Origin of the sequence: Alteribacter lacisalsi (assembly GCF_003226345.1) — a bacterium.
Lineage (GTDB): Bacteria > Bacillota > Bacilli > Bacillales > Salisediminibacteriaceae > Alteribacter > Alteribacter lacisalsi.
The window spans coordinates 288,122-310,814 of sequence record NZ_PDOF01000003.1; the positions used below are offsets into that span (position 1 = coordinate 288,122).

Annotated in this window: 21 protein-coding genes; 2 read left to right on the forward strand and 19 right to left on the reverse strand. The window is 49.6% G+C overall.

Annotated elements, in window-relative coordinates; all coding sequences use genetic code 11:
• Window positions 1–11: 11 nt before the first annotated feature.
• The 12 genes from CR205_RS16275 to CR205_RS16330 all read right to left on the reverse strand — a co-directional run bounded on the left by CR205_RS16275 (window position 12) and on the right by CR205_RS16330 (window position 13,712).
• Window positions 12–959, reverse strand: a complete 948-nt coding sequence (locus CR205_RS16275; protein ID WP_110521202.1) for an ABC transporter permease — start codon at window positions 957–959, stop codon at window positions 12–14.
• A 66-nt stretch (window positions 960–1,025) separates the two neighbouring features.
• Entirely contained in the window at window positions 1,026–2,669 is a 1,644-nt protein-coding gene (locus tag CR205_RS16280) for an ABC transporter substrate-binding protein (protein ID WP_110521203.1), read from the reverse strand.
• A gap of 21 nt (window positions 2,670–2,690) precedes the next feature.
• Complete coding sequence (locus tag CR205_RS16285) at window positions 2,691–3,914, reverse strand: dipeptidase (protein ID WP_110521204.1); 1,224 nt, start codon at window positions 3,912–3,914, stop codon at window positions 2,691–2,693.
• Between the two features lie 17 nt (window positions 3,915–3,931).
• On the reverse strand, window positions 3,932–4,960 hold the full coding sequence (locus CR205_RS16290; RefSeq protein ID WP_110521205.1) for an ABC transporter ATP-binding protein: 1,029 nt from the start codon (window positions 4,958–4,960) through the stop codon (window positions 3,932–3,934).
• A complete protein-coding gene (locus tag CR205_RS16295; RefSeq protein ID WP_110521206.1) occupies window positions 4,957–5,976 on the reverse strand; it encodes an ABC transporter ATP-binding protein in 1,020 nt (339 codons plus the stop codon). Before CR205_RS16295 ends, CR205_RS16290 begins: the two co-directional genes overlap by 4 nt.
• 50 nt (window positions 5,977–6,026) lie before the next feature.
• On the reverse strand, window positions 6,027–6,815 hold the full coding sequence (locus CR205_RS16300; protein WP_110521207.1) for an IclR family transcriptional regulator: 789 nt from the start codon (window positions 6,813–6,815) through the stop codon (window positions 6,027–6,029).
• Between the two features lie 336 nt (window positions 6,816–7,151).
• Entirely contained in the window at window positions 7,152–7,604 is a 453-nt protein-coding gene (locus tag CR205_RS20880; protein ID WP_110521208.1) for a PTS sugar transporter subunit IIA, read from the reverse strand.
• A gap of 56 nt (window positions 7,605–7,660) precedes the next feature.
• On the reverse strand, window positions 7,661–9,067 hold the full coding sequence (locus tag CR205_RS16310) for a PTS fructose transporter subunit IIC (RefSeq protein ID WP_110521209.1): 1,407 nt from the start codon (window positions 9,065–9,067) through the stop codon (window positions 7,661–7,663).
• 100 nt (window positions 9,068–9,167) lie between these two features.
• A complete protein-coding gene (locus tag CR205_RS16315) occupies window positions 9,168–11,084 on the reverse strand; it encodes a BglG family transcription antiterminator (RefSeq protein WP_161524816.1) in 1,917 nt (638 codons plus the stop codon).
• A 258-nt stretch (window positions 11,085–11,342) separates the two neighbouring features.
• Complete coding sequence (locus CR205_RS16320) at window positions 11,343–11,522, reverse strand: DUF4177 domain-containing protein (RefSeq protein ID WP_110521211.1); 180 nt, start codon at window positions 11,520–11,522, stop codon at window positions 11,343–11,345.
• A 125-nt stretch (window positions 11,523–11,647) separates the two neighbouring features.
• Window positions 11,648–12,427 carry a transposase gene (locus CR205_RS16325; RefSeq protein WP_110521212.1) on the reverse strand — a complete coding sequence of 260 codons (780 nt, stop codon included), beginning with the start codon at window positions 12,425–12,427 and terminating at the stop codon, window positions 11,648–11,650.
• Between the two features lie 334 nt (window positions 12,428–12,761).
• Window positions 12,762–13,712 carry a GumC domain-containing protein gene (locus CR205_RS16330; protein ID WP_110521213.1) on the reverse strand — a complete coding sequence of 317 codons (951 nt, stop codon included), beginning with the start codon at window positions 13,710–13,712 and terminating at the stop codon, window positions 12,762–12,764.
• 568 nt (window positions 13,713–14,280) lie between these two features.
• On the opposite strand from CR205_RS16330, the gene CR205_RS16335 reads away from it, so the two are divergent.
• Entirely contained in the window at window positions 14,281–14,736 is a 456-nt protein-coding gene (locus tag CR205_RS16335) for a GNAT family N-acetyltransferase (RefSeq protein ID WP_161524817.1), read from the forward strand.
• Window positions 14,737–14,904: 168 nt separating this feature from the next.
• The gene (gene mgtE / locus CR205_RS16340) at window positions 14,905–16,266 is read left to right on the forward strand and encodes a magnesium transporter (RefSeq protein WP_110521215.1); all 1,362 of its coding nucleotides are present in this window, start codon (window positions 14,905–14,907) and stop codon (window positions 16,264–16,266) included.
• Between the two features lie 142 nt (window positions 16,267–16,408).
• Here the strand turns inward: mgtE and nagB are convergent, their stop codons facing one another.
• From nagB to CR205_RS16370, 7 genes are all read right to left on the reverse strand, one after another.
• Entirely contained in the window at window positions 16,409–17,134 is a 726-nt protein-coding gene (nagB, locus tag CR205_RS16345) for a glucosamine-6-phosphate deaminase (protein WP_110521216.1), read from the reverse strand.
• 18 nt (window positions 17,135–17,152) lie between these two features.
• On the reverse strand, window positions 17,153–18,322 hold the full coding sequence (gene nagA, locus CR205_RS16350; protein WP_110521217.1) for an N-acetylglucosamine-6-phosphate deacetylase: 1,170 nt from the start codon (window positions 18,320–18,322) through the stop codon (window positions 17,153–17,155).
• Window positions 18,323–18,352: 30 nt separating this feature from the next.
• Window positions 18,353–19,318 (reverse strand): BadF/BadG/BcrA/BcrD ATPase family protein, encoded by a 966-nt coding sequence (locus CR205_RS16355; protein WP_110521218.1) that lies wholly within the window; start codon window positions 19,316–19,318, stop codon window positions 18,353–18,355.
• A 494-nt stretch (window positions 19,319–19,812) separates the two neighbouring features.
• On the reverse strand, window positions 19,813–20,103 hold the full coding sequence (locus CR205_RS16360; RefSeq protein WP_236634871.1) for a DUF4190 domain-containing protein: 291 nt from the start codon (window positions 20,101–20,103) through the stop codon (window positions 19,813–19,815).
• Window positions 20,104–20,326: 223 nt separating this feature from the next.
• Window positions 20,327–21,031 (reverse strand): hypothetical protein, encoded by a 705-nt coding sequence (locus CR205_RS16365; protein ID WP_110521219.1) that lies wholly within the window; start codon window positions 21,029–21,031, stop codon window positions 20,327–20,329.
• 93 nt (window positions 21,032–21,124) lie between these two features.
• The gene (locus CR205_RS20440) at window positions 21,125–21,292 is read right to left on the reverse strand and encodes a hypothetical protein (RefSeq protein ID WP_201745403.1); all 168 of its coding nucleotides are present in this window, start codon (window positions 21,290–21,292) and stop codon (window positions 21,125–21,127) included.
• A 223-nt stretch (window positions 21,293–21,515) separates the two neighbouring features.
• The gene (locus CR205_RS16370) at window positions 21,516–22,436 is read right to left on the reverse strand and encodes a helix-turn-helix domain-containing protein (protein WP_110521220.1); all 921 of its coding nucleotides are present in this window, start codon (window positions 22,434–22,436) and stop codon (window positions 21,516–21,518) included.
• Window positions 22,437–22,693 lie beyond the last annotated feature (257 nt).

Sequence of the window (22,693 nt, forward strand, 5' to 3'; positions counted from 1 at the left end):
TCCTTCATGGATCACACATTTTTCACTCTCGGGTCAATCTTCGAATAGATCATATCGACAATCAGGTTACATACAATCACGACAATCGTAACGAAAATCGTCACACCCATCACCAGAGGATAATCCCGCCCTCTGGCCGCTTCAATAATGAGGGAGCCTATCCCGGGCCAGCCGAAAATGGCTTCTGTTATGACCGCCCCGCTTAACAGCCTCGGTATCAGTACACCAATAATAGATACTACGGGGATCAGAGCGTTCCGCAGGGCATGAACGTAAATGACCAGCGATTCCTTCGCCCCTTTCGCCCGTGCGGTACGAATGTAGTTCTGGGAAACCACCTCAAGCATGGATGAGCGGGTGAAGCGCACAATATTAGGCAGAATCGTTGTAGACAGAATCAGAACCGGCATTATCAGGTGCGCGATCCAGCCGGTGAAACTGAAATCAGCGCCCCTCGGCCCCACACCTGAGGATGGCAGCCATCCAAGCTGGACGGAAAAAAGGAGGATGAGCATGATCCCGAGCCAGAATCCTGGGACAGACAGGCCGATTACACTGATAAAGTTAATGGAATACTCCCTGAAACCTCCCCGTTTCATGGCAGCAATAATACCAAACAGGATACCGAAAAAGACTGAAAAGACTATGGTAAAAACGGTCAACTCGAGCGTGTACGGAATCCTGGACATAACTCTGTCTGTTACAGGCTCACTCGTGGAGAATGAGGTCCCGAAATCACCACGGACCGCGTCACCGAGCCACTGTACGTAACGTACCGGAACGGGGTCATCAAGCCCGAGCCTGTCAATCATTGCCTGCCGTTCTTCCGGTGAAGCATCCATCCGCATCACAGAGGATGGCCCACCCGGTGCGAGATTAATCAGGAAAAACGTAATCACGCTGACTATCAGCAGCAGGACGATGCTCTGTCCCAGGCGGTTCGCAAGAAATTTCCCCATCTTCTTTCCCCCTTCCGTCTACACGTGTGACAGGGCAGGGGCCGAAGCCCCTGTTCCTGGTACTTATTACTCTTCCACGTACCATTCATTGATATAATGCAGCGCGTCACCAAAGGCCAGTTCAGGAACACCCTGCAGACCATCCACTTTCACCTGGGCTTCCTGAGGGTACCAGAGGAACAGGTACGGCTGTTCTTCAGCCATCAGTTCCTGAAGCTCTGCATAAATGTCCGCCCGGGCATCCACGTCACTCTCACGTGAACCGGCTTCAAGAAGGGCATCCATCTCTTCGTTCTGATAGCCTGGAATATTGTTGCCTGTTCCGGCAGTGGACGAGTGCATGTAAGGCAGAAGGTCCGGATCAGCCGGATATCTCCACCAGTTGAGTGTCATCTCGTAATCCCGGTTAATGACCACCTGGTCAATCATCGTGTTCCATTCCATCGTTTCAAGAGTCACGTCGAAACCGGCTGTGCGAAGATACTGCTGTACGAGCTGGGAAACCGGTTCAAGGTCACCCTGAATGCCGATTTCAAAGGAAATCTCAAATGTTTCCCCGTCTTTTTCAAGTATACCGTCATCATTTTTTTCCCAGCCTGCTTCGGCAAGCAGGGCTTCAGCCTGGTCAGGGTCGTAATCAAAGCGCGGCACATCATCGGTGTAATACTCTTCCAGCGCCGGAGCAATGCCGGCATCGGCAATGGTGCCGTAACCCTGTAGCACGGTGTCGATAATATACTCGCGGTCAATCGCATGAAGCATCGCCTGTCTGACGAGCTTGTCCTGAAACTTCTCTTCTTCCTGATTCAGGGAAATCCAGAAAAAACGTGTTGTTTCCCTTGGATAGACGCCGACCCCATCCGAGCTTTCAATCCGCTCGATTGAAGACGTGTCATCAAGGGAGAAAATAGATAGTTCGCCGCTCAGCACCTGCGCCACGTGCGTATTCACATCAGCCAGAACCCGGTACTCGACTTCATCGAGGAGGGCTTCATCGCCGTAATAGTTCTCGTTACGCTCAAGCGTCACGCTCTGTCCCGACGTATAGTCCTTGATTTTGAAAGGACCGGTCCCGACAGGCTCCCCTTTGTTAAATGAGTTCAGCTCCCACGGATCCTCCCCTTCAAAGATGTGCTTCGGAATGATTTCCGTATTAAAGCTCAGATAGGCCGGCAGTGCCGCAACCGGGCTGTTCATGTGAAAAACAACCGTGTGATCATCGACCACTTCCACTTCCTCAACCTCCGTAAAGTACGAGGTATTGTTCGCTCCGAGTGAGGAATCAAGGGCAATCTCGTTAAAGGTGAACGCCACATCTTCCGCTGTAAACGGCTCCCCGTCATGCCACTCCACATCGTCCCTCAGATGAAAAGTCCATTCGAGTTCATCATCCGAAGTTTCCCAGTCCTCCGCTAAATCCGGTGAGGGAAGAAGGTCCTTTCCGGGCTTTGTAAGACCTGAAAACAGAACCCGGTTGACGACATTCGATTCTGCGTAAGCGTTAGGGTGCCATGGGTTAAAGGTCGGGTCGGCAACGATCGGAATGGCAACCTTGCCGCCCTGCTGTGCCTCGCCCTCCGTTGCAGCTTCAGTCGAATCATCCGGTGTGCCTTCCTCTCCCGTGCCCGTGTCTTCCTCTCCATACGCACAAGCGGTAAAAATCAGTAAACTCCCTGCAACGGCTGCCAGTAAACGACTTGTTTTTTTCATCCCATGATCACTCCTTTTTATTTATTTCGCCCAGGTTTCTTCAAGTAGGCGAAGGATGTTCTGTCCCATTACTTTTCTGATGGCTTCTTCCCCGTAACCGTGTTTCACGAGCCAGCGGGCAATGTTCGGGAAGCACTCCGCCGGGTTTTCCAGTCCTTTCACGTACTCCACTTTGTCGAATGCCGGTCCTTTGTGAGAGCTGCCGATGGAAAGCTGTCTGGCAAACACACTGTGCAGCTGTACGTGATCACCGAAGAGCGTATCCGGTCCGAATGCCACATGATCGATGCCGACAAGATTGGCAACGTACTCGAAATGCTCCATAAATGACTCGATCGAGTGAGATGGATGATTGTGCGTAAGCGTCGTATGAGGGGCTGCTTCGATCGCAATCACCCCGCCTTTTTCCGCACAAGCTTTGATCACTTCATCCGGCTTCATCCGATTCGTTTTCCAGAGACTTCGTGCCCCAACGTGCGTGATTGAGACCGGTTTGGTGCTCGTTTCGATCGTATCAAGGGCAGTCTGATCTCCGCAGTGCGACACGTCAATGGTAATTCCAAGCTTGTTCATTCGTTCCACTGCCTGTTTTCCGAAAACAGTCAGGCCGCCGTCACTCGGCTCACGAAGCCCAGCCCCGAGCTGATTGGCTTCAGAATAGGCGATCCCCATACACCGGACACCTAGTCCATAGAGAACATCAAGCCTGTCCAGTTCGTTTTCGATCATCGTCGCTGCTTCAAGAGAGGAAACGAAAGCAATTTTCCCTTCTTTTTTTGCCCGGTATAGATCATCAATCCGTTCCGCCTTTATCACCATGTCCTGGTGGGCAATGTCGCTGTAACGGATGCCGATATCGTGAATCACATCCGACCATTTCCACCCAGCCTGGGAGGTAATCATGGCCGTCCCGTCCATGAAGTTTTCAAAAATCACATCCAGTCCGGATCTGCTGAGTGCTTCGAAGGCGGTCCAGTCCCGGCCCTGCCTGCGGAATTCAAAGATTTCCGAGACGTCTTCGGGACAGATAAACGTGTGCTCATGCATGGAGACAATGTGTTCTTTTCCAAGGATATCCTGTACTTTTTCCTCTTCTTCCTCACTTACGGGATATGTGTACGCGGGAACGCGATCGATTTCTTTTGCCAGTTTGTAGGGCTGATAGTCTTTGCCTTCCTCAAGGTACTGAAAGGATTTGTAACCGTCATATTTTTTCGGGTTGCCAATGCGGGTTGTTTTTGTCATGGGTTTTCCTCCTTAAGTTAGTGAACGGCGATCCGTTCTCTGAGCGTTTCGGTTTTTCCGATCGGAAAGTGACAGGCAGCGTAGTGACCTTGCGTGATTTCCCTCATTTTCGGCACTTCCTTGGCGCAACGTTCAGCAGCGAGGGGACAGCGTGTTCTAAATCGGCATCCGGACGGGGGATTGGCAGGAGAGGGCACCTCCCCCCGAAGGACGATCCGTTCTTTTTTCCTGTGCGGGTTCGCTTCCGGGACTGTTGATAAAAGGGCGGCGGTGTATGGGTGGGACGGGTTCCTGAACAGTTCGTCGGTTTCGGCAAGCTCCACCATCTGTCCCAGATACATCACGCCAACCCGGTCGGAGATGTGACGGACAACATTCAGCCCGTGGGCAATAAAGAGCAGGGTCAGGCCAAGGTCTTTCTTCAGCTTCATCAGCAGATTAATAATCTGGGACTGAACGGAAACGTCCAGAGCAGACACGGGTTCGTCCGCTACAACAAAGGACGGATTGAGCGCAAGTGCCCTGGCAATGCCGACACGCTGCCGCTGCCCGCCGGAAAATTCGTGGGGGTAGCTGTCATAACGGTCCGGATCAAGTCCGACGAGCTCAAGCATGTCTTTCACCTTCTGCTTTTTATCCCTGCCTGAGGCCAGTCCGTGAATGTCGTACATCTCCCCGATGATCCGGCCGATTGTAAAGCGGGGGTTAAGCGAGCCGAAAGGATCCTGGTAAATAATCTGCATGTCCCTGCGCAACTTTCTCAGATCACCGCTTCTCAGTTCTAAAACATTCTGGTGTTGAAAAAGAACCTCTCCTTCCGTCGGTTCCTGCAGTCGTAGTATATTTCGTCCGAGTGTCGATTTACCGCAGCCTGACTCCCCTACCAGACCAAGTGTTTCTCCTTTGAAAATCTGAAAGCTGATGTCATCGACCGCTTTCACATATTCTGGCTTTTGCCAGAAGTACTTCTTTTTCAGAGGAAAGTACTTCTTCAGACCGTTAATTTCAACGAGCGGCTGTTCCTTGCTGCCGACGGCTCCGGTCATATGCCCACACCTCCTTTGATTCGGGGCTTCTGCGAAGTGTCCTGGACCACCCGTTCCCATTCCCAGCAGGCAACCTGCCTGGTGTTGATCTGTTCCAGAGGCGGCTCTTCGGTTAGGCACTGCTCCGTGGCATAGGGGCAGCGTGGGGAAAATCTGCATCCCACGGGCATGGAAGACAGGCTTGGTATGGTGCCCTTAATGGAGGGAAGAGCCACACCCCGCTCCCCTTCCATTGAAGGGACCGATTCGAACAGCCCTTTTGTGTATGGATGGAATGGGGCATCGAACACGTCTTTCGTGGAGGCAATTTCCATTACCTTGCCGGCGTACATAACCACCATCCGGTCTGATACTTCTGCCGCTACCCCAATATCATGGGTGATCAGAAGAATTGCCATGTCCATTTCCTCTTTCAGCTTCTGGAGGAGTTCAAGGATCTGCGCTTCGATTGTGACGTCAAGGGCCGTAGTAGGCTCGTCTGCAATCAGGAGCTCCGGCTCACAGGCAAGCGCAATGGCAATCATCACCCGTTGCCTCATGCCGCCGGACAGTTCGTGGGGATACTGGTTCATCCTGGTATCCGGGTCTGATATACCGACGAGCCTGAGCAGTTCCGCTCCCCGGGTTCTCGCCTCGCTCTTACTAATGGAACGGTGAAAGCGGATGGCCTCCATAATCTGTCGGCCAACAGTAAAGACCGGGTTGAGGGCTGTCATGGGCTCCTGAAAAATCATGGAGATCTGAGACCCGCGTATTTTCCGCATGGCAGACTGGCTTTTTTTCGTCAGGTCATCCCCTTTGAAATGAATGGCCCCTTCTGTTACCTGACCGTTTTCATAGTCAACCAGACGCATAATGCTCATGGAGGTGACACTTTTTCCACTCCCGGACTCACCGACGATGCAGACCGTTTCGCCCTTTTTTACGTCAAATGAAATGCCGTCGACTGCCCGGATTTCACCTGATTCTGTCTGATACGCAGTGACCATGTTCTGAACGTCCAGCAGTTTGTCCATCCGTTGCCTCCTTCCGTTGTGATTAACTTCAGTTTTATTCAATTCATCCGCTACATCATCGTCTCAACCCAGCCTCTTCTCACAGGTAATGATGTTTTTGAAAGAAAGCCGTGCACCTCCTTCTGATGGCGTTTTAGAGCCGGCAGTTTTTCTGTGGCCTGCTCCTCTGAAAAGCGGTACCTCGGCCCGGCAACCGAAAGGGAACCGAGGATTGTTTTCCTGTAGTCAAAAATCGGAACCGAGATGGCCGCTACATCGTCAAAGGTCTCGCCTGCCGAGTATGCCCAGCCCTGCTGCTGAATGTCCTCAAGACGTTTTAACAGGCTTCCTTGGGTGAAAAGTGACGGAAACTGCCTGGTGGCTCTTCCGTTGGTGACAATTTTTCTCTGAATCTCCTTGGGGAGATGAGCCAGAATCGTTTTGTGCGAGGCGCCGACATAGAGCGGGAGTCTTTTCCCGACCGATTCGGCAAACCTTACTTTTTTGTTGCTTTCCACGATGCTTACGTAGACGCCCTCTTCGTTATCCAGAATGGTGAATACGATGCTCTCCCCCACTTCCTCTGCGAGGCGTTCCATTACCGGCTTCAAGACATCCGTAAGCAAAAGCCCTTCCTCTACAACGCTGCTCAGTTCGAGAAGCTTAATGCCGAGCTCGTATTTATCCGTCTGCGGACATTTATGCACGTAACCTCTTTCCTGAAAGGAGGTGAGGATCCGGTAAACGATCGAGTGACTCATATCCAGTTCCCTGGCAAGTTCCCTCAGCCGCCACGAAGGACGCTCCTTCGAGAACATTTCAAGTACATCCAATGCCTTGTCCACTGTTTTTGAACTCATGGCCCCTCCTTGTGGTTCTATTATCGAACCACTGTTTCTTTTTTTGATTGTCGTTATTCTATACGGGGCGTTTTAATTTGTCAAACTATTTTTAAAATTTAGTTTTTGTTAGTTGGGTGTTAGTTAGGGACGGTTCTTATGTAATATTTCGTAACTATCTATTTGAACTTATGTTTTATAATTTGCGGCCTGGAAACCGACCCCACATGCTCTTTTCAGCCTTGCACTCATCGAAAAAAACCGCTATACCCGTCTTGTGGGTATAGCGGCTTAACTGATTTTTATCTTTTCCAGTGAGAGAGCGGGGGGGAATGTCACGTGAGAACCGTCCCCACTTTACACTTTTTCGAGAAGCTGGAGGGCTTCTTTTGAATTCCGGGCTTCGAGCAGCTGCTGACGGAATTCTTCGTCCATGAGTTTGCGGGAGAGCATCTGGAGGATTTTCAGATGCTCGTCCCCGGCACTTTTTTCCGGGACGGCGATCATGAACACAAGCTGTGCATCTTCCCCGTCGGCACTTTCCCAGTCCACACCGTCACGCTTGATGCCAAAGGCCACGCGCGGCACCAGAACGGCTTTGGATTTTCCGTGGGGGATCGCGATGGAGAAGCCGATCCCTGTAGAGCCTTCCTTTTCCCGTTTGACGATGGCTTTTTTAAACTTGCGCTGAGACTTCAGAACCCCATTATCATCCAGTCGTCCGATCAACTCGTCAATGATTTCCTCTTTTGTGTTTCCGTTCAGTTCCACATCAATTAACGCTTCATTCGTAATGTCTGTCAGCTTCATTGTTTAAAAACCTCCAGTGATATTTATCGTTTTCGTTTCTTTTCCCGTTTTCCTCATTATTGAATGTTCTTTTTCAGCAGATTGGCTGTGAGAGCAGTGACAATCATTCCAATGATGATGGCCACGAAGAACATGACCACACCGTTTACAGCGCCAAAGACTGCGACTACAGGTCCCCCGTGGGGCACGTTGTTTCCGACGCCCGCCATCATGGCAACAACGGCACCGGTCATCGCACCTGCCATGTTCGCAGGGATCACACGGAGCGGGTCTTTCGCTGCAAATGGAATGGCCCCTTCCGTAATACCGACAGTACCCATGGCAAGCGCCGCCTTCCCGGCTTCCTTTTCAGGGCCTTCGTACTTGCGTCTTGCCAGGAGTGTGGCAAGTCCCATACCAAGCGGCGGGATACAGATCGCCACTGCGATTGGTCCCATGATTTCCACGTTACCTTCCGCAACCATCGCAGCACCGAACATAAAGGCAACCTTGTTGACGGGACCGCCCATGTCAAAAGCGATCATGGCACCGAGAATGAGCGCAAGGAAGATGGAGCTTGCTCCCTGCATGCTGGAGAGCCAGTCGGTCAGGCCGTTAAAAATACCGGCAATCGGCGCGCCGATGACGAAAATGAAGGCAGCGGCAACGACGATCGAGGTTAGAAGTGGAATGACCAGAATCGGCATGATCGGCTGGATCAGCGCCGGAACCTTCCATGTCTTAATCCACTTTGCCAGATATCCTGCGAGAAAACCGGCGGCAATACCGCCGAGGAACCCGGCTTCGGCTTCCGGACTGCCGTAAAAGGCGCCATTGGCAGCAATGTAACCGCCAATCATACCTGGAGCAAGACCTGGGCGGTCAGCAATACTCATGGCAATAAAACCGGCAAGAATGGGTACCATGAACATGAACGCAGCGTCACCGACATTTAGAATCTGTTCCCAGATCGATCCTTCCGGAACAGCGATGCCGTCTTCGGTCGGTGTACCTCCGATCGCAAGTGCGAGTGCAATCAGCAGTCCACCGACGACTACAAATGGAATCATGTAGCTGACACCGTTCATTAAGTGCCGGTACACTGGATTCTGCTTGTCCTTCATCTCTTTTTTATGTTCACCAGCCGATTTCACAGACGATCCTCCGGTAAACGTCTCCGCATTTCCATCTATAATGCGCTGAATCAGTTCCTCCGGTTTGCGAATCCCGTCCTGTACACCGGTCTCCACCATAGGCATACCGTCAAAGCGTGTTTTGTCCACGGTTTTATCAGCTGTGATGATGACACCGTCAGCACCGCTGATCTCGTCTTCCGTCAATTCGTTTTCAACACCGATCGAACCCTGTGTTTCTATTCTGATTTCCACCCCGAGCTTGTCCGCCGCTTTCTGCAGGTTTTCTGCAGCCATGTAGGTGTGGGCAATCCCGTTCGGGCAGGATGTTATGGCAACAATCTTTTTCATCAGGTGTCCCTCCTTCAATCTGTTATCTACACCTTACAATGAAAACGCTGTCAAAACAGGCAAAAAAAATTACCGTTAGTAACGGTAATTTTGAACTAATTCAGTTATGAAGCAATGCCAGAAGTTCTTCTGCTGATTTCTGCTCTGAAAGTTTCCGGATAAATACCGGGTCCTCCGTAAGTGCAGACAGTTCGGCAAAAAGAGCCCGGGTTTTTTCATTCTCATCCATTTTGCTCGCGAGGAAAAAAACAAGCCTCACCTCTTCATTTTCCCAGTTGACAGGGCGTTCAGGTGTGAGGATGCCAATAGCAGATTCATTCACAAATGCCGGATCGCCGTGGGGAATTGCCACTCCGCCGCCAATAAAGGTGGACGATGTTTTCTCCCTTTTTATGCTTGTCTTGGTATACTTTTTCTGAGTGAAGCCTTTCTCAAAGACACACTTGCCAATGCTCCTGATCAGCTCAAAGCGGTCACTGCCCGGGGTATTCAGCTGAATACAGTCTTTTTTTATCAGGGAGTGAAGTACCGGAAAGCTGCGGCTCGTATTCATCTCCTTTACAAACCGGGCGATTTTCAGCTGCTCGCTTTCATACAGCAGCGGGGACACTTCTATAACCGGAATCGGAGCGTCCACCGGGACAGTGGAAATGATAAAATCCGCCCTGCTTTTGACACTACCGTCGACTTCAGAGGCGGCAAGACTGCCCGCCACATCCAGTCCGGAAAATTTCCGCTCTATTTTTGTTCTTAGAAGGCGAGACATGCCGATTCCCATAGGACAGACGAGAAGTACCCGCCTCTGTCGGCCGTCAAGCTGCTGTGCCCGCTCAAGCGCCGACTGGAAGTGGAGCGTCAGATACGCTGTCTCCTCTTCAGGCAATTGAAAGGATCCTTCGTCCTGAAGGTGTCTGGCGGCTTTATAGACGAGCTGGAACATGTAGGCGTACATCTTTTTTATTTCCGATAGCATCGGGTTTGTGATCGGCATCTCGTATAAAATGCGGTGGAGTGCCGACTGAAGGTGAACCTGAATATCGGAGCGGAGTTGCTCATCTGTTTCAAAGGGCTGACCGGCAAGCTGCGATACTTCCCTGATCATGCGGTCCGCATAAGACGCAACACCTTCGTCAACCTGAATGCTCGTCCCATTCAGCTCGTTTTCCACTTTCGCTCCGAGAATCCGTAACGTCAGATACGCGGTTTCCTGTTCCGGAAAACGGATGGAAAACAGCGGTTCGAGGCTCTGAGCCAATCGGTGCATCACGCTGTATTCCGGTTTTTCCTCAGCTCTAGCGAGTTCTTCTTTAAGAAGAATGACCGGGCACTGCTGCTTGATCCGTTTCACGGCGATGAGGATGTGCAGAACCATGTTGTGAAAAGACTCATCCGTCAGCCGCAGCGGCAGGGCCTGCTGACTGTCGGCAAGCTTTCGTTCCACCAGTCGAAATTCGTGATCATCGAACAGTCTTTTTACTGATCCGTGTGCTTCTTCTCTGTACAGTCGGTGTACGAGCCCAAGCATCGCAGATCGCTTATGACGCTCTTCTCCTTCAACAAAGACACCGACCCTGGAACGTGACGTGACTGTCAGGGAAAATCGTTCCAGGTACGCTGAAATTTCAGCGAGTTCCTGCCTGATGACTGACCTGTTTACGTAAAAATGATCAGCCAGCTCCTGCAGGGATCTGGCGTTTCTGCTCGACAGGAGCAGCACGGCCAGTTCCTCCCGCCTGTTTTCCGAACCCTGCCGGCTGCTTGTGGTATCTGCAGAAAAAAGTGAGTCCATCAGTTCCCGTACTTCAGCCTCTCCGGCTTCAATAGTAATGCCCCTGCTCCGCTGCCGCTTGAGCCGGACACCGTCCGAGTGCTCATCGAGCCAGCTTTCAATCACATTCAGGTCATTTCGGATCGTCTTTTCCGAACGTTCGAGCGTATCTGCAAAACCGAGTGCGGTATGATACGACTGGGGATCTTCCAGCAGCAGCCTCAGGATTTCTTTTTGTCTTTCATTCACAACGATCATGCCCCCTAAGGCAATCGATTTCCTTGTCCTTTCATCATAGCGTTCTCATTAATCCGTGTAAAATGAGTCGTGTTAAGTGGGCATGTTAAGTGGGGACGGTTCTCACTTTGCATTTTAGCAGGATCGTTCGTAAATGACAGAGCGCTGGTAAGGATAGTGCAAAGTGAGAACCGTTCCCGTTTCACATTCTGTTTCACATTGATAAAGCCGCTCAGCTTATGATTTAAGCAGAGCGGCTTTATCAAACTATTAGTCTTGTTCCTTCACGAATATGGCCACATTTTTATCAACCGAACCGTTGTGCACCTGCGGCACGAGGCTGTGTAACTCCCAGCCTTCCTTTGCCTCCTTGTTTAAGAGCGCTTCAAATTCCAGCCTTCTTGTATCGAAGACAAGCTCGTCCACCTTCACGGTTTTATACAGTTTCATCTGGGTTGGCACCTCCTGTTAAGTGGGGACGGTTCTCGTTTTGCATAATTATTGCTGATATCCGTTTCCCTGCTCTCCATAATGTAACATAAGAACCGTCCCCGCATTGCATTTACTCATTGCATTTACGCGCGGTAAACAATGTACGGGGAAATCCCAAGAATTCTGGCTGCCTGCATCTTCGACATTCCATTGATCCCTTTTATTCTTCCAATGGCTTCGTTGCGTTCGTTTTTCGGAAGGCTTTTCACATGGGCAAGCTCAACAGAATCAAGTCTCTCAATAATCTGAATCCGCGCCTCTTCATCTGTAAGTCTTCGCACTGCTGCTTCATCCAGACATTCGTCATTGTTGATTGCTTCATTGAATTCCCTGAAAGCCTTTGTCGCCATTGCTGTACCTTTCCCGCTGAAACTGCTTAACACATACTCCCGATTCAGAAGCGCATTTACAAGTGGCGAACCCTTCCCGAAATACACAGAGCTGCTGCTCCACTTCCAGTCATCCGGCGCCGCCACCATACCTGCTTTGACGGGATTCTGGTGAATATATCGGGTAACCGTGAGCAGATACCTCACCGATTCCACCTTCTCACTTTTGAACCGGTCCTGAAACAGATGGCCTGTGGTCCCGTATTTCCAGTTATAGTAGGATACGAAACTTACACCCACACGTTTCATCGTTGTCGCGATCGGCTCATTTCCTTCTTTTACGAGCAGATGAATATGGTTGTTCATCAGGCACCAGGCATACACACTTATCTCCGCTTTCGTCTTGAACCGTTTAGTGATATCAAGAAACCGGATGCGATCCGCGTCATCGTGGAACAGTTCCTGGCGATTCGCTCCACGCCAAATAACATGATATATACCACTTCGGCTTTGCTCCCGAGCACGCCGGGGCATAGGCATCACCACCTGAGTCTGGTTTTTACTGTGCTGGAAAAAGGAAATGATGAGAAGGAGTAAAAAGAAGGGAAATTGAGGAAGTAACTGATGTTCATAGTTTATCATTAAATCCGCAAAACAGGAACGTGCGTTCTTCTTTAGACAAGAAAAAAGTCATGTAAGAACCGTCCCTCTTTTGCAAATTAACACGAAGAAAGCATTGATACTTAGTTCACAGGCAAGCTGTGACAAGCGTCAATGCTTTCATGTTTTTTACTGAGCTATTTTCAGCGGTTCCGATAAGTTAGCATACTTTCACGTTTCCCTGCTGATAAACACTTCCTAAAGAAGATTAATAACCTGCCGCTTTAGTGTTGCTCTTAGTGTCCCCATCCTCATTTTCCCAATGGATAGTCATAGTGTTGCCAGTATCCACAATGTAGAAGGATGCCCCCGGAGTAGCAAGATGGTGTCCACTACCGCCTCCTGCCTGAGTCCAGTTTACAGATACGTCAAAGGCATTAGGGTTAGTTACACGCCATACACGCTCACCTTCTGCCGTCTCTTTGTCAGGGTGTCCGTCCATCATGAACGTAAGATTAAGGTTCTCAACAGTGATGTCACCATCAGATACGCCGTCTAGAGAAGTTTCAAGCGCCTCTGCTAGTTCATCAGCATCCATAGGGTTCAAGCCTTCAGTTTCTTCCTTGATCTTTGTCATATAGTTTTCAAGCTCTGCAACTTTGTCATTTGCTTTCGTTAGCTCTGCTTCAAGGCGATCTACCTCATCCTGGCTAAGATCGTAGTCAGCAAGTAGCTCATCGTACTCTGATTGTAACTGTACAAGACTAGCCTGCGTAGATTCAAGTTCTGCTGTTACAGTTGCAAGTTCTCCTTCAAGACCTTTGATCTCAGCGTTAAGTGAGACAATCGTGTCATTAGCTTCACCTAGCTCACTTTGAAGTTGATCTCTTTCAGCAGTTAGAGAGTCAACTTGACCTTCTAAGTATGCTTTGATGTTTTCTAAGTATGTCTTATTCCCTTGAAGAGTTTGAATCTGAATTGCCATTGCATCAATCTGTGCGTTAGCTTCTGCGATAGTTGAGTTAGCTTCACCTTCCAGATCACCTAGAGCATTTGCTAAAGCTGTTTCATTCTGGCTGAAAGAGAACACCTTATCTCTCAGTTCATCAAACAAGTCCTTAGCATCTTCAATCGTTTGTTCGCCTGTAAATACCAGTGTACCCCCTGCTACTACTGCACCTGCAATACCCACTCCTGCTACCTTCAACCCAATACCCATTTGAATCTCTCCCTTTTTTTGTATATTTTTTTGCTTTAACAGAGTTAAAACAATTGAAACCCCTTTAAACAATTACTAAGTGCAGCATCCACGTAACTAAAGACCGGTCTTATTAACTGCAAAACTCTCTCTACTTTGGAATCGGAGGTCAACACAATGATCAGCAAAGATTCTAGTTCAAAAAGGCTGTAATTCCACCCGTGTTACATAGGCTTATCAGCCCAAAAAAGTCTCAAACTCGAGATCATCCTGCTTATACACCTTTTCCTCCATCTTTTGTATTGGTTCTTTATAACGAATGACCCAACAGTTGTAAGTGTACGTTATAAAGAACATCAACGCAACACTTTTTCCGAATTTTCTATAATTTTCTTTGTAAAGCGTTTGTAAATACTGTTAAATAGAGGATTTAACGCCAGTGGAAAAGTTCATTATAAAGAACTTACTGTGAAGTGGGGACGGTTCTCACTTCGCATTTGTCTGACGTCAAACACGAACAGCAACGCTTCTCCGCCTCGCACGTGCTATGATGATTGATATTGGTTTGTTCAGTCTGGAGGTTTTAGCAGTGGAAGATTTGAGAATTTGCCCAGTCGATGAGGGTAACTGGCGACAGCTGATTGCCCTTGAACCAGCAGAGAGGCAGAAGCGTTTTATCGAGAGTAATCACGTTTCTCTTCTGGAATCGGTCTTTGATAAAGAAAACAGCTGGACATGCTACGGCCTCTTCAGGGGCGAAACAGCTGTTGGTTTTATGATGATCGGTGCAGAGAACAGCGAGGAGGGTTACATCTGGCTCGACCGCTTTATGATCGACAAAAATCATCAAGCCCAGGGGCTTGGCAGCGCCTTCGTACAAAAAGCAATCGACTACATTACCGCTCATTTCGACGTCAGCGAAATCGTGCTGAGTGTGACAAAAGAAAATGAGAAGGCCAAACAGTTCTACGAAAAGCAGGGCTTCATCAATTCCGGACTGATTGACCCTGAATACGATGAAGAAATCTTCACCTACCGAATGTGACGCGGGGACGGTTCTCACTTTGCATTTCCCCCGGGAAAATGCAAGACGAGAACCGTCCCCGCTTGGCATGCCCACTTGGCATTCCCGCCAGGCATTTGCTTTACTTTCGGCCTGCTTAGTTCTATTGTTAGATAGTAGCGCTATTTTGATCGGATTGGAGCGATTGGGATGCCGATAGATATGACTGAAAATGAAATTCAGCTCGCGATCATCCAGGTGCTTCAGGAGGGCAAGAAACGGGCCTTTCAGGAGATTATGGATGAGCTGCAGCCGTATGATATGTTCTGGCAGTACAATGAACTGCCGCGAAAACACAAATACAAGTACCTTTCCTACCTCTCTCTCAGGCAGCTGACGGAACTTATGAACGAGCTGGAAATGGATGACCGCCTCGATGTTCTTCAAAAGCTCGGTGTCGAGCGTTCCACAAAGGTGCTCGATCTGATGGAAAACGACGAGCTCGCCTCGTTCATGTCGGAGCTCGATGAAGACAAGATGGAAGAGATTCTTACGGAAATGAAGGATGAAGAATCAGAAGTCGTACAAAGCCTTCTTGAATACCCCGCCGAAACGGCCGGACGAATCATGAACAACCGGTACGTGTGGATCAGAAAGCACTTCACGATCGGGGAAGCGGTGGAAAAGCTGAAGGATTTCGTTGAGTACGCCGAGTACCTCAACTACCTTTACGTGATTGACGAGGAAAAAAAGCTCGTGGGCGTTGTATCATACCGGGATCTGCTTCTCGGTGATGCCCAGGAAAAAATTGAAGACGTAATGTACAGCCGGGTCGTCAAAGTGGACGTCAACACGGACCAGGAGGAAGCGGCGAAAATCATCAGCCGGTACGACTTTGTCTCCCTCCCTGTTGTAACGGAAGATGACACACTCGCAGGCGTTATCACGGTTGATGACCTGATTGATGTCGTGATTCAGGAAGCAAACGAGGACATCGAAAAGCTTTCCGCCTCCGGTAAATCGATTGATTTTAATACGAAGCCGCTCGTGGCAGCCTCCCGCCGCCTTCCGTGGCTCGTCATTCTTCTTTTTGTTGGCCTTGTGTCCGGCGGGATCATCAGCGGATTTGAAGATACACTTGATGCTGTAGTGGCACTCGCCTTCTTTATGCCGATGATCGCTGGAATGACCGGGAACACCGGGACCCAGTCACTGGCCGTCGTTGTCCGCGGTCTCGTATCTGAAGATCTGAGCTTCCCTCAGGTGGCCCGCCTTATCTTTCGGGAACTGCGGGTAGGGATTTATATCGGAATTGCATGCGGAATTTTGATTACAATTATCGCGTATTTCTGGCAGGGGGATATGACCCTCGGCCTCGTTGTCGGAAGCTCACTGCTTCTGACACTTATCATCGGGACCCTTGCCGGAACAATCATCCCGCTGATTCTTTACAAGCTCAAAGCCGACCCTGCCATCGCGTCCGGTCCGCTTATCACGACCATCAATGATATCCTGTCCCTTCTCATCTACTTTGGGATTGCCACCGCCGTTCTCGTCAACATCTCAGGGTGAAGCGGGGGTAAAGCGGGGACGGTTCTCACGTGACATAGTTTAAATACAGCTAAGACCGCAGCATCGTGCTGCGGTCTTAGCTGTATCTATTATTCTTCCAAACCAAAACATTAGAAGATGCAACGCTAGAACCGTCCCCACATCACATTTTGGAGGCGGCTTGTTTGTCTGCGATGACGAGTACCTGGGGATGGGACTGGAGGGCGGTGACCGGTACTTTTTCGGTTTGAGGGCCGCTGAAGAGTTCCTTCAGGGCATCCGCTTTCCCTTTTCCCGAAGCGATCAGCAGAATCCGGCGGCTTTTCATAATTGTGGAGATTCCCATCGTAATCGCCCGGCGGGGCACATCATCGAGACTGGGGAAAAAACGGGCATTGGCTTTTCTCGTCGATTCCACCAAGTCAATGACATGAGTGGACTGGTTAAAGGGCGTACCCGGCTCATTAAAACCGATGTGACCGTTATTACCAACTCCCAGCAGCTGAATATCCGTCCCACCCAGCGAGTTTATCAGCTGCTCATACCTTCTGCATTCAGCAGCAAGATCCTCTGCCATCCCATCTGGGAGGTGTGTCTGATCCTTTGGAATAGCCGTATGCTGAAACAAATGCTTTTCCATATAGCTGTGGTAACTGTTCGGATCCGATGGACTGAGACCGATATATTCGTCAAGATTCACTGTATGCACATGGTCGAGGGGCTTTTTTGCACGATTCAAACGTGAAGAAAGGATCTTATAGGTCCGAACAGGGGTCCCACCAGTAGCGAGACCGAGGACTGCTCTTTGCTTTTCCCCTATGACATCATAAAGTACAGATGCTGCTTTTTCGCTCATCTCTTCAGCATCATCTACAATCAGCAGCTCCATCGCTTCTCCCCCTCTCCCTTATCCATATACCTTCCGGCCGGCCACATATGTCTCCAGAACTTCAAAGTCTTCATCCAAAATCACAAAGTCTGCGTCCTTCCCCGCGTCCAGACTTCCTTTTTCCCCCTCAATACCCAGCTGTTTTGCCGGGTTAAAGGCGGCCATCCGGACTGCTTCCTCAAACGAACAGCCGGTGAATGCAATCATATTCCGGACTGCTTCATTCATTTTCAGGATACTTCCAGCAAGCGTGCCGTCCCCGAGCGTCGCCTGTCCGTTTTTGACGGTCACGTCCTGGCCTCCAAGCTGGTAGGTTCCTTCGCCCATTCCTTTGGCTCTCATCGCATCCGTAATCAGGATGATTCCATCCGCCCCTTTTTGCCTGTAGGCGAACTTCAACATTGACGGGGCAATGTGGATGCCGTCGGCGATGACCTCCGCCGCAATTTCGGCATGAAGCAGAACGCCGCCAGCGGTTCCCGGGTCCCGGTGATGGATGCCCCGCATCCCATTAAACAGGTGCGTCGCGTGCCGCACACCCCGCTCAATGCTGCGGACCACCTCTTCGTAGTGAGCATCCGAATGCCCGATGGAAGGGATCACCCCCGACTCGTGCAAAAATTCCACCAGCCCTTCCTCATCTTCTTCCGGTGCAATAGTGACAAGACGGATCCGGCCGCCTGAAGCCTCCTGAAATTTTTCAAATAAAGCAATATCCGCTTTCCTGATAAACTGTGCCGGCTGTGCACCAGCCCGTTTTTCTGAAATAAATGGTCCTTCCAGGTGCACGCCAAGCAGGTTTGCCCCAGTTCGATCCGTCTGTTCCGAAACGCGGCGGCAGACCCTGAGCGCTTTCATTTTTTCCTCCGGTGTCTGGGTCAGGGTAGTGGCTAAAAAAGACGTGCTCCCTTCTGCAGGAAGGACTCGCTGCATTTTTCCCAGCGCCTCTTCCGTTCCGTCCATCACATCTGCATTGGCCGCCCCGTGGATATGGAGATCAATGAAGCCGGGAACGATGCGCGCAGGGGTGCTGAATGTCACTGTACGGATTTCCTCTCGCGCATCAAGATCGTCTGCAAAACCGACAGACGCAATCTGTCCCAAATCTGTTATTTTCATATAAGGATCGCGGATCGTCCTCCCGGGTGTATAGAGAGTGGCATTTTTAAAAACGATTGCCCGGGTCATGTGAGCGCCTCCTTCCTGACCAGGTAACTCCTACTCCAAACCAGCCTCCCTGCGCAAAAAAGCAGCCGCGCCTTCAGCCGGTGTGCACGCAGGAAAAACATTAACTACACTTAGGTTCTGCCTCTGGTATTCTTCTTCGAGTACCGGCGCAATCCAGTCGTTCCGGTTAAACAGCCCCCCTGCCAGTACGTGGCGTACGGTATTTCCGCTGGCCATCTCGTCGGCGAACAGCCGGCGGATCAATGTGCTGCTCTGGTCGGCAAGGTGCCGGGCTTCGGTTTTTATGATCCGGGCAGCCCCCGTGTCCCCTGCGTCAGCAGCGTTGAACAAGGCTCCAGTCAAACCTGCCACTCTTGTCCTGCCTTCCGCCGGGTCCCCATACACCCAGGTGAGGAGCCCGTCGCGATCGGCACACTTTATTCGATCGAGGATCGTGGAAGTCAGTCCGGACAGTTCCCCATAACCTTGGTCCAGTTCACGAAGCGCATGCTGCAGCGCCCGCTGGCCCATGGCAAAGCCGCTTCCCGGGTCACCGGCCAGGTAGCCCCATCCCCCACAGCGCCCTTCCTCCCCTTTTTGATTAATCCCGTAGGAAAAAGAGCCGGTTCCGGCGATAGTCACCACACCGGATTGCCCTCTGGTGCCGCTATAGAGAGCGGTCACTCCGTCGTGAGAAGCGGTGATCTGAATGCGTGCTGCATGTTCGCCAAAAAGATCCGGCGCCTGCCTGTCCCATTCCGTGGTCCAGCGGGAAATGTCATTCTTTCTGCCAAGCCCGGCAATGCCTGCAAATATGTAAACATTCTTCTTCCCATAGGAAGGAAGTGCGGCAAGAAGCCCCGCCGTCAGCTCTCCTGCCCGCTTTACGGAGACGGTGATTGTGCTCGCGCTCGGGTTCGTTGACGACGTAAATTTCCGGGAAAGTACGTTTCCCTCTAAGTCAGTTACCACCCCTTCAGTTTTCGTTCCGCCTCCGTCAATTCCGATGAACAGCATCAGTCAGCGCCTCCTTTCGATTTCAGCCGGACCTTGGGCTGGAAAAACAGCCTGGCGCGACGATCCTGAACCCTTCCTGTAAAAGAGCCCGAATCTCTGTTCCGCCCGTGTCCTTTGACTTGAGTATACCTGGGATTGAAACGAAACACCAATAAATTAATAGAATAATTAAAATTTTGTTTCAAAAAGGGTATTGTTCTTGTTTTGCAAAGTGAGAACCGTCCCCACTTTGCACGCTGTTCTCTAGTATATCACCTGGCGAAATTTGATTTGGGAATGTGATTTGGGGACGGTTCCCACATGACATTTTCCATGTAGTCAATTGCGTCAGCACGTATCGTCAAGCAGCGGTATTTTTAATCTACATATATGATAAAAAGCCGTTCTCAGCCATGGCTGGACGGCGAATTGAAGCGTATGATGTTTTTCACACTGCGTCTCCTGTAGTTCTGTCTTACTGATCAGGTTAGAGGCATCGTTCTTGCTGCCTGCACTTAATATATGGTTGCCCAGCCGAGTGAAAGAATAAACAGGACGACCATAATGGCGTACAGAACTGTGGCAATTATGCTGCACGTCAGGCCACCCACAGCCAGCCCCCTCCCCCCCTCTGAAGACACTTTAATCTCCTTCAGTGCCGACTTGGCAAGCACAATTCCGATGATCCCTGTAATCAGTCCCACATACGGAAGAATCAGGGACACAATCCCAAGCACCAGGGAGGTCACCGCCTTACCATTCACTTTCTCCTTAACAACACCCGCACTCTCGCCTATCTCCTCCACCCCCTCTCCAGCTTTATAAAAACAAGGCAGCAGCACTGCGCGGCTGCTAATCAGATGTTTATGCGGATCCGCCGCAAAAATGTTAAGTGGGGACGGTTCTCGTTTTGCATTTGTTATAAAGGACTGTCTTGACGCGACACACAAAAAGCCGCAGCACCATAAGGAGCACTGCGGTCAGGATTTATCGGGTAATAGCCACCAAAATGTAACGTGAGAACCGTCCCTACTTTACCTTGCTTTCGAGGAAGAGGTTTGCGGTCTGGCCGGCCAATGCGGTGCTGTGGCTGATGTCAAGGGTCTGGTACATGTGGGTCAGATGGGTGTGCCATTCCTCTCGGGTTGTCTCCCTATGAGAGTCGTCGTCGATGAAATACACGTTGATGAGCCAGGTGGGAATGTTGAGTTTCTTGTTGAGGAGATACAGGTAGGCTAGGCGATTGGCGTACTGGTAGTAATGCTGAGTCCAGACTTTCAGAGCGGCCCGGGAGCCGAACTCCGCCTGCACCATACGGAGGGTGCTTTCAATTTTATCAATACTCGCAGGTGCCTTTGCCGTTGATTTCGAGCTCGTTTCCGGGATGTTCGCTTTTGCCTCAACTAAAATAAAGCCATCAATACCCGCCCGTCCTTTGATGACAGCCAGCCCATCCCATACCGGTCCGCCGGACGGCCAGTATTGGCGGATCGTGTCCACCAACTGTTTGCTTTGCCCCGCGTCGTAATGATCCAGAAAATCATCACGATATTCACGGTAATTATTGCTTTCCAGCGGTGATTTCCAGACCGGCTTGGCCCCAACCTCCCGGAAAGCGAGCAAAGAAGGAGAAGCCTCAAACAGACAGTCGGCCAGGCCCTTCTCATCTTTATTAACCCACTTCCCCAGCAGCATCCGGCTTCCTTTGTCAGCTTTAACATCTGCATTCACCATTCATCAACCTCCTTTTTGTAAGTTGGGGACGGTTCTCGTTTTGCATTTTGATATGTGGATGTTACGCCTTGCCGGAACCGTCCCCAAATTGCACTATTCCTCATCTTTTTTCTTTTTCCTCCCTGCATCGATCGCCAGTCCAATCGCTATACCGATCGGAAGGCCAAGAGCAAGGTTGTCAAAGAGAAGGCCGTACACAATCCCGAGCGCTACACCGATGCCAAGTCCGCTGCCATCTGACCACTTTTTTGCGTCCGCCATGGTCTCCCTCCGTTCTTACTTATTTCTTTGGTTACGAAGGAGCGGAGGGAAGGTTTCATGCAAGTTATGCTAATTGGGGACGGTTCTTCCTTGACATTAAAGAAGCCGCAATACCCTGTAGAGAGTATTGCGGCCAAGACTATAGTAGTTAAACACCTCAAAATACAAAGTGATAAACGTCCCTGCTTTGACATAACCCTTTATTTGACTGTGTAAGAAAGCTTTACACTTTTTCCATAGGATCTAAATACTCTTCTTTAAGGTTCGACAGTATTTCAAGATAATGATCCCGTCCTAGAAAAGCGAAAATATCTCGGGCAGTTCGATAAGCTGAAGATATTTCATTTGGTGAACTGCCGGCCTTTTCAAGACACTGCCCCAAATAATAATAGAGATTTCCGAGCAGGGACATATTCTCCTCTTTACGTGATTGCCTAATACCTTTATTGATCCATTCTTTTGCTTCATTAAAATTCTTTAAATCGTAATGCGTTTTGGCTATATTATAGTATAGCCTAATCCGGTATATATTCGGGTCCTGTGTAGGGATACGGTTCTCCATGTATGCCAGTTCAGTATTGAGAGCTTTCTGGAAGTTAATCAGTGCTTCTTTTTCCCGCCCGTTTTCTGCATGTATAAATGCAATAGTATTATAAATTTTCACAGACAGGAAATCTTTTTTATTGATTAGACTATACTTTTCCCCTAGTAATTCCTTCAAGTTGATCAGCGTTTCTTCCTCATCTGACAGTTTAAGATGATAGGTACTTACTGCCCGATACCACTTTAGATAAAGATAGAACCACGAACCTCCAGTACCCTCTTTGACTGACTCGGACTCCTTATCCACCAATTGATAAATGTCCCTGTACTTCTGTTCCACAGTTAACTTTTCAATCGTTTGAATCACTCGGTTTATATGATCAGGATCCTTATCTTCGATTAAATACTGGAGGAAATAATCTACCGATTTATTTAATTTAAGAGAAAAATAAAAAAGATTTTCAAGAGTCGGACTCACTTCCCCCTTTTCAATCACACTCAGAGCGGGTTGCGAACAAATACCTTTAGCCAGTTCGGCCTGAGTGAAATTCATTTTTTTACGCTGATTTGCAATCTCAAGACCCAGTTCTTCTGCCCCCATAGTACGCCAACTTTCTTATTTTCTATTTTTTACCTTTCCATCATAACCTAAAAGTTCTACAAAAACAGAAAAATATAAATCTTTTTATATCTGGTTTCATTCTTTTGTTAGCGCCTTTATCATAGTCACTAATCACAAACACATAATAGAAATTTATTCTCTTTCGGAGGTGAGAAATTTGAAAAAACTATGTCATATCGTCACGGCCTTATCCATCTCGGTCTTGACCATTCTTGGGAGCCTCATTTTTCACTCTT

What these genes read in the sequence shown, in the direction of transcription:
- CR205_RS16355 (WP_110521218.1), bottom strand. Translation starts at nt 19,318, where the DNA reads ATGCTGTTCATCGGAATTGACGGAGGCGGAACGAAAACTGAAGGGGTG.
- CR205_RS16285 (WP_110521204.1), bottom strand. Translation starts at nt 3,914, where the DNA reads ATGACAAAAACAACCCGCATTGGCAACCCGAAAAAATATGACGGTTAC.
- CR205_RS16290 (WP_110521205.1), bottom strand. Translation starts at nt 4,960, where the DNA reads ATGACCGGAGCCGTCGGCAGCAAGGAACAGCCGCTCGTTGAAATTAAC.
- nagB (WP_110521216.1), bottom strand. Translation starts at nt 17,134, where the DNA reads ATGGAGCTGCTGATTGTAGATGATGCTGAAGAGATGAGCGAAAAAGCA.
- nagA (WP_110521217.1), bottom strand. Translation starts at nt 18,322, where the DNA reads ATGACCCGGGCAATCGTTTTTAAAAATGCCACTCTCTATACACCCGGG.
- CR205_RS16330 (WP_110521213.1), bottom strand. Translation starts at nt 13,712, where the DNA reads ATGGGTATTGGGTTGAAGGTAGCAGGAGTGGGTATTGCAGGTGCAGTA.
- CR205_RS16370 (WP_110521220.1), bottom strand. Translation starts at nt 22,436, where the DNA reads ATGGGGGCAGAAGAACTGGGTCTTGAGATTGCAAATCAGCGTAAAAAA.
- CR205_RS16300 (WP_110521207.1), bottom strand. Translation starts at nt 6,815, where the DNA reads ATGAGTTCAAAAACAGTGGACAAGGCATTGGATGTACTTGAAATGTTC.
- CR205_RS16280 (WP_110521203.1), bottom strand. Translation starts at nt 2,669, where the DNA reads ATGAAAAAAACAAGTCGTTTACTGGCAGCCGTTGCAGGGAGTTTACTG.
- CR205_RS16325 (WP_110521212.1), bottom strand. Translation starts at nt 12,427, where the DNA reads ATGCCCCGGCGTGCTCGGGAGCAAAGCCGAAGTGGTATATATCATGTT.
- CR205_RS16275 (WP_110521202.1), bottom strand. Translation starts at nt 959, where the DNA reads ATGGGGAAATTTCTTGCGAACCGCCTGGGACAGAGCATCGTCCTGCTG.
- CR205_RS16295 (WP_110521206.1), bottom strand. Translation starts at nt 5,976, where the DNA reads ATGGACAAACTGCTGGACGTTCAGAACATGGTCACTGCGTATCAGACA.
- CR205_RS16365 (WP_110521219.1), bottom strand. Translation starts at nt 21,031, where the DNA reads ATGGTGAATGCAGATGTTAAAGCTGACAAAGGAAGCCGGATGCTGCTG.
- CR205_RS20440 (WP_201745403.1), bottom strand. Translation starts at nt 21,292, where the DNA reads ATGGCGGACGCAAAAAAGTGGTCAGATGGCAGCGGACTTGGCATCGGT.
- CR205_RS20880 (WP_110521208.1), bottom strand. Translation starts at nt 7,604, where the DNA reads ATGAAGCTGACAGACATTACGAATGAAGCGTTAATTGATGTGGAACTG.
- CR205_RS16310 (WP_110521209.1), bottom strand. Translation starts at nt 9,067, where the DNA reads ATGAAAAAGATTGTTGCCATAACATCCTGCCCGAACGGGATTGCCCAC.
- CR205_RS16320 (WP_110521211.1), bottom strand. Translation starts at nt 11,522, where the DNA reads ATGAAACTGTATAAAACCGTGAAGGTGGACGAGCTTGTCTTCGATACA.
- mgtE (WP_110521215.1), top strand. Translation starts at nt 14,905, where the DNA reads ATGCCGATAGATATGACTGAAAATGAAATTCAGCTCGCGATCATCCAG.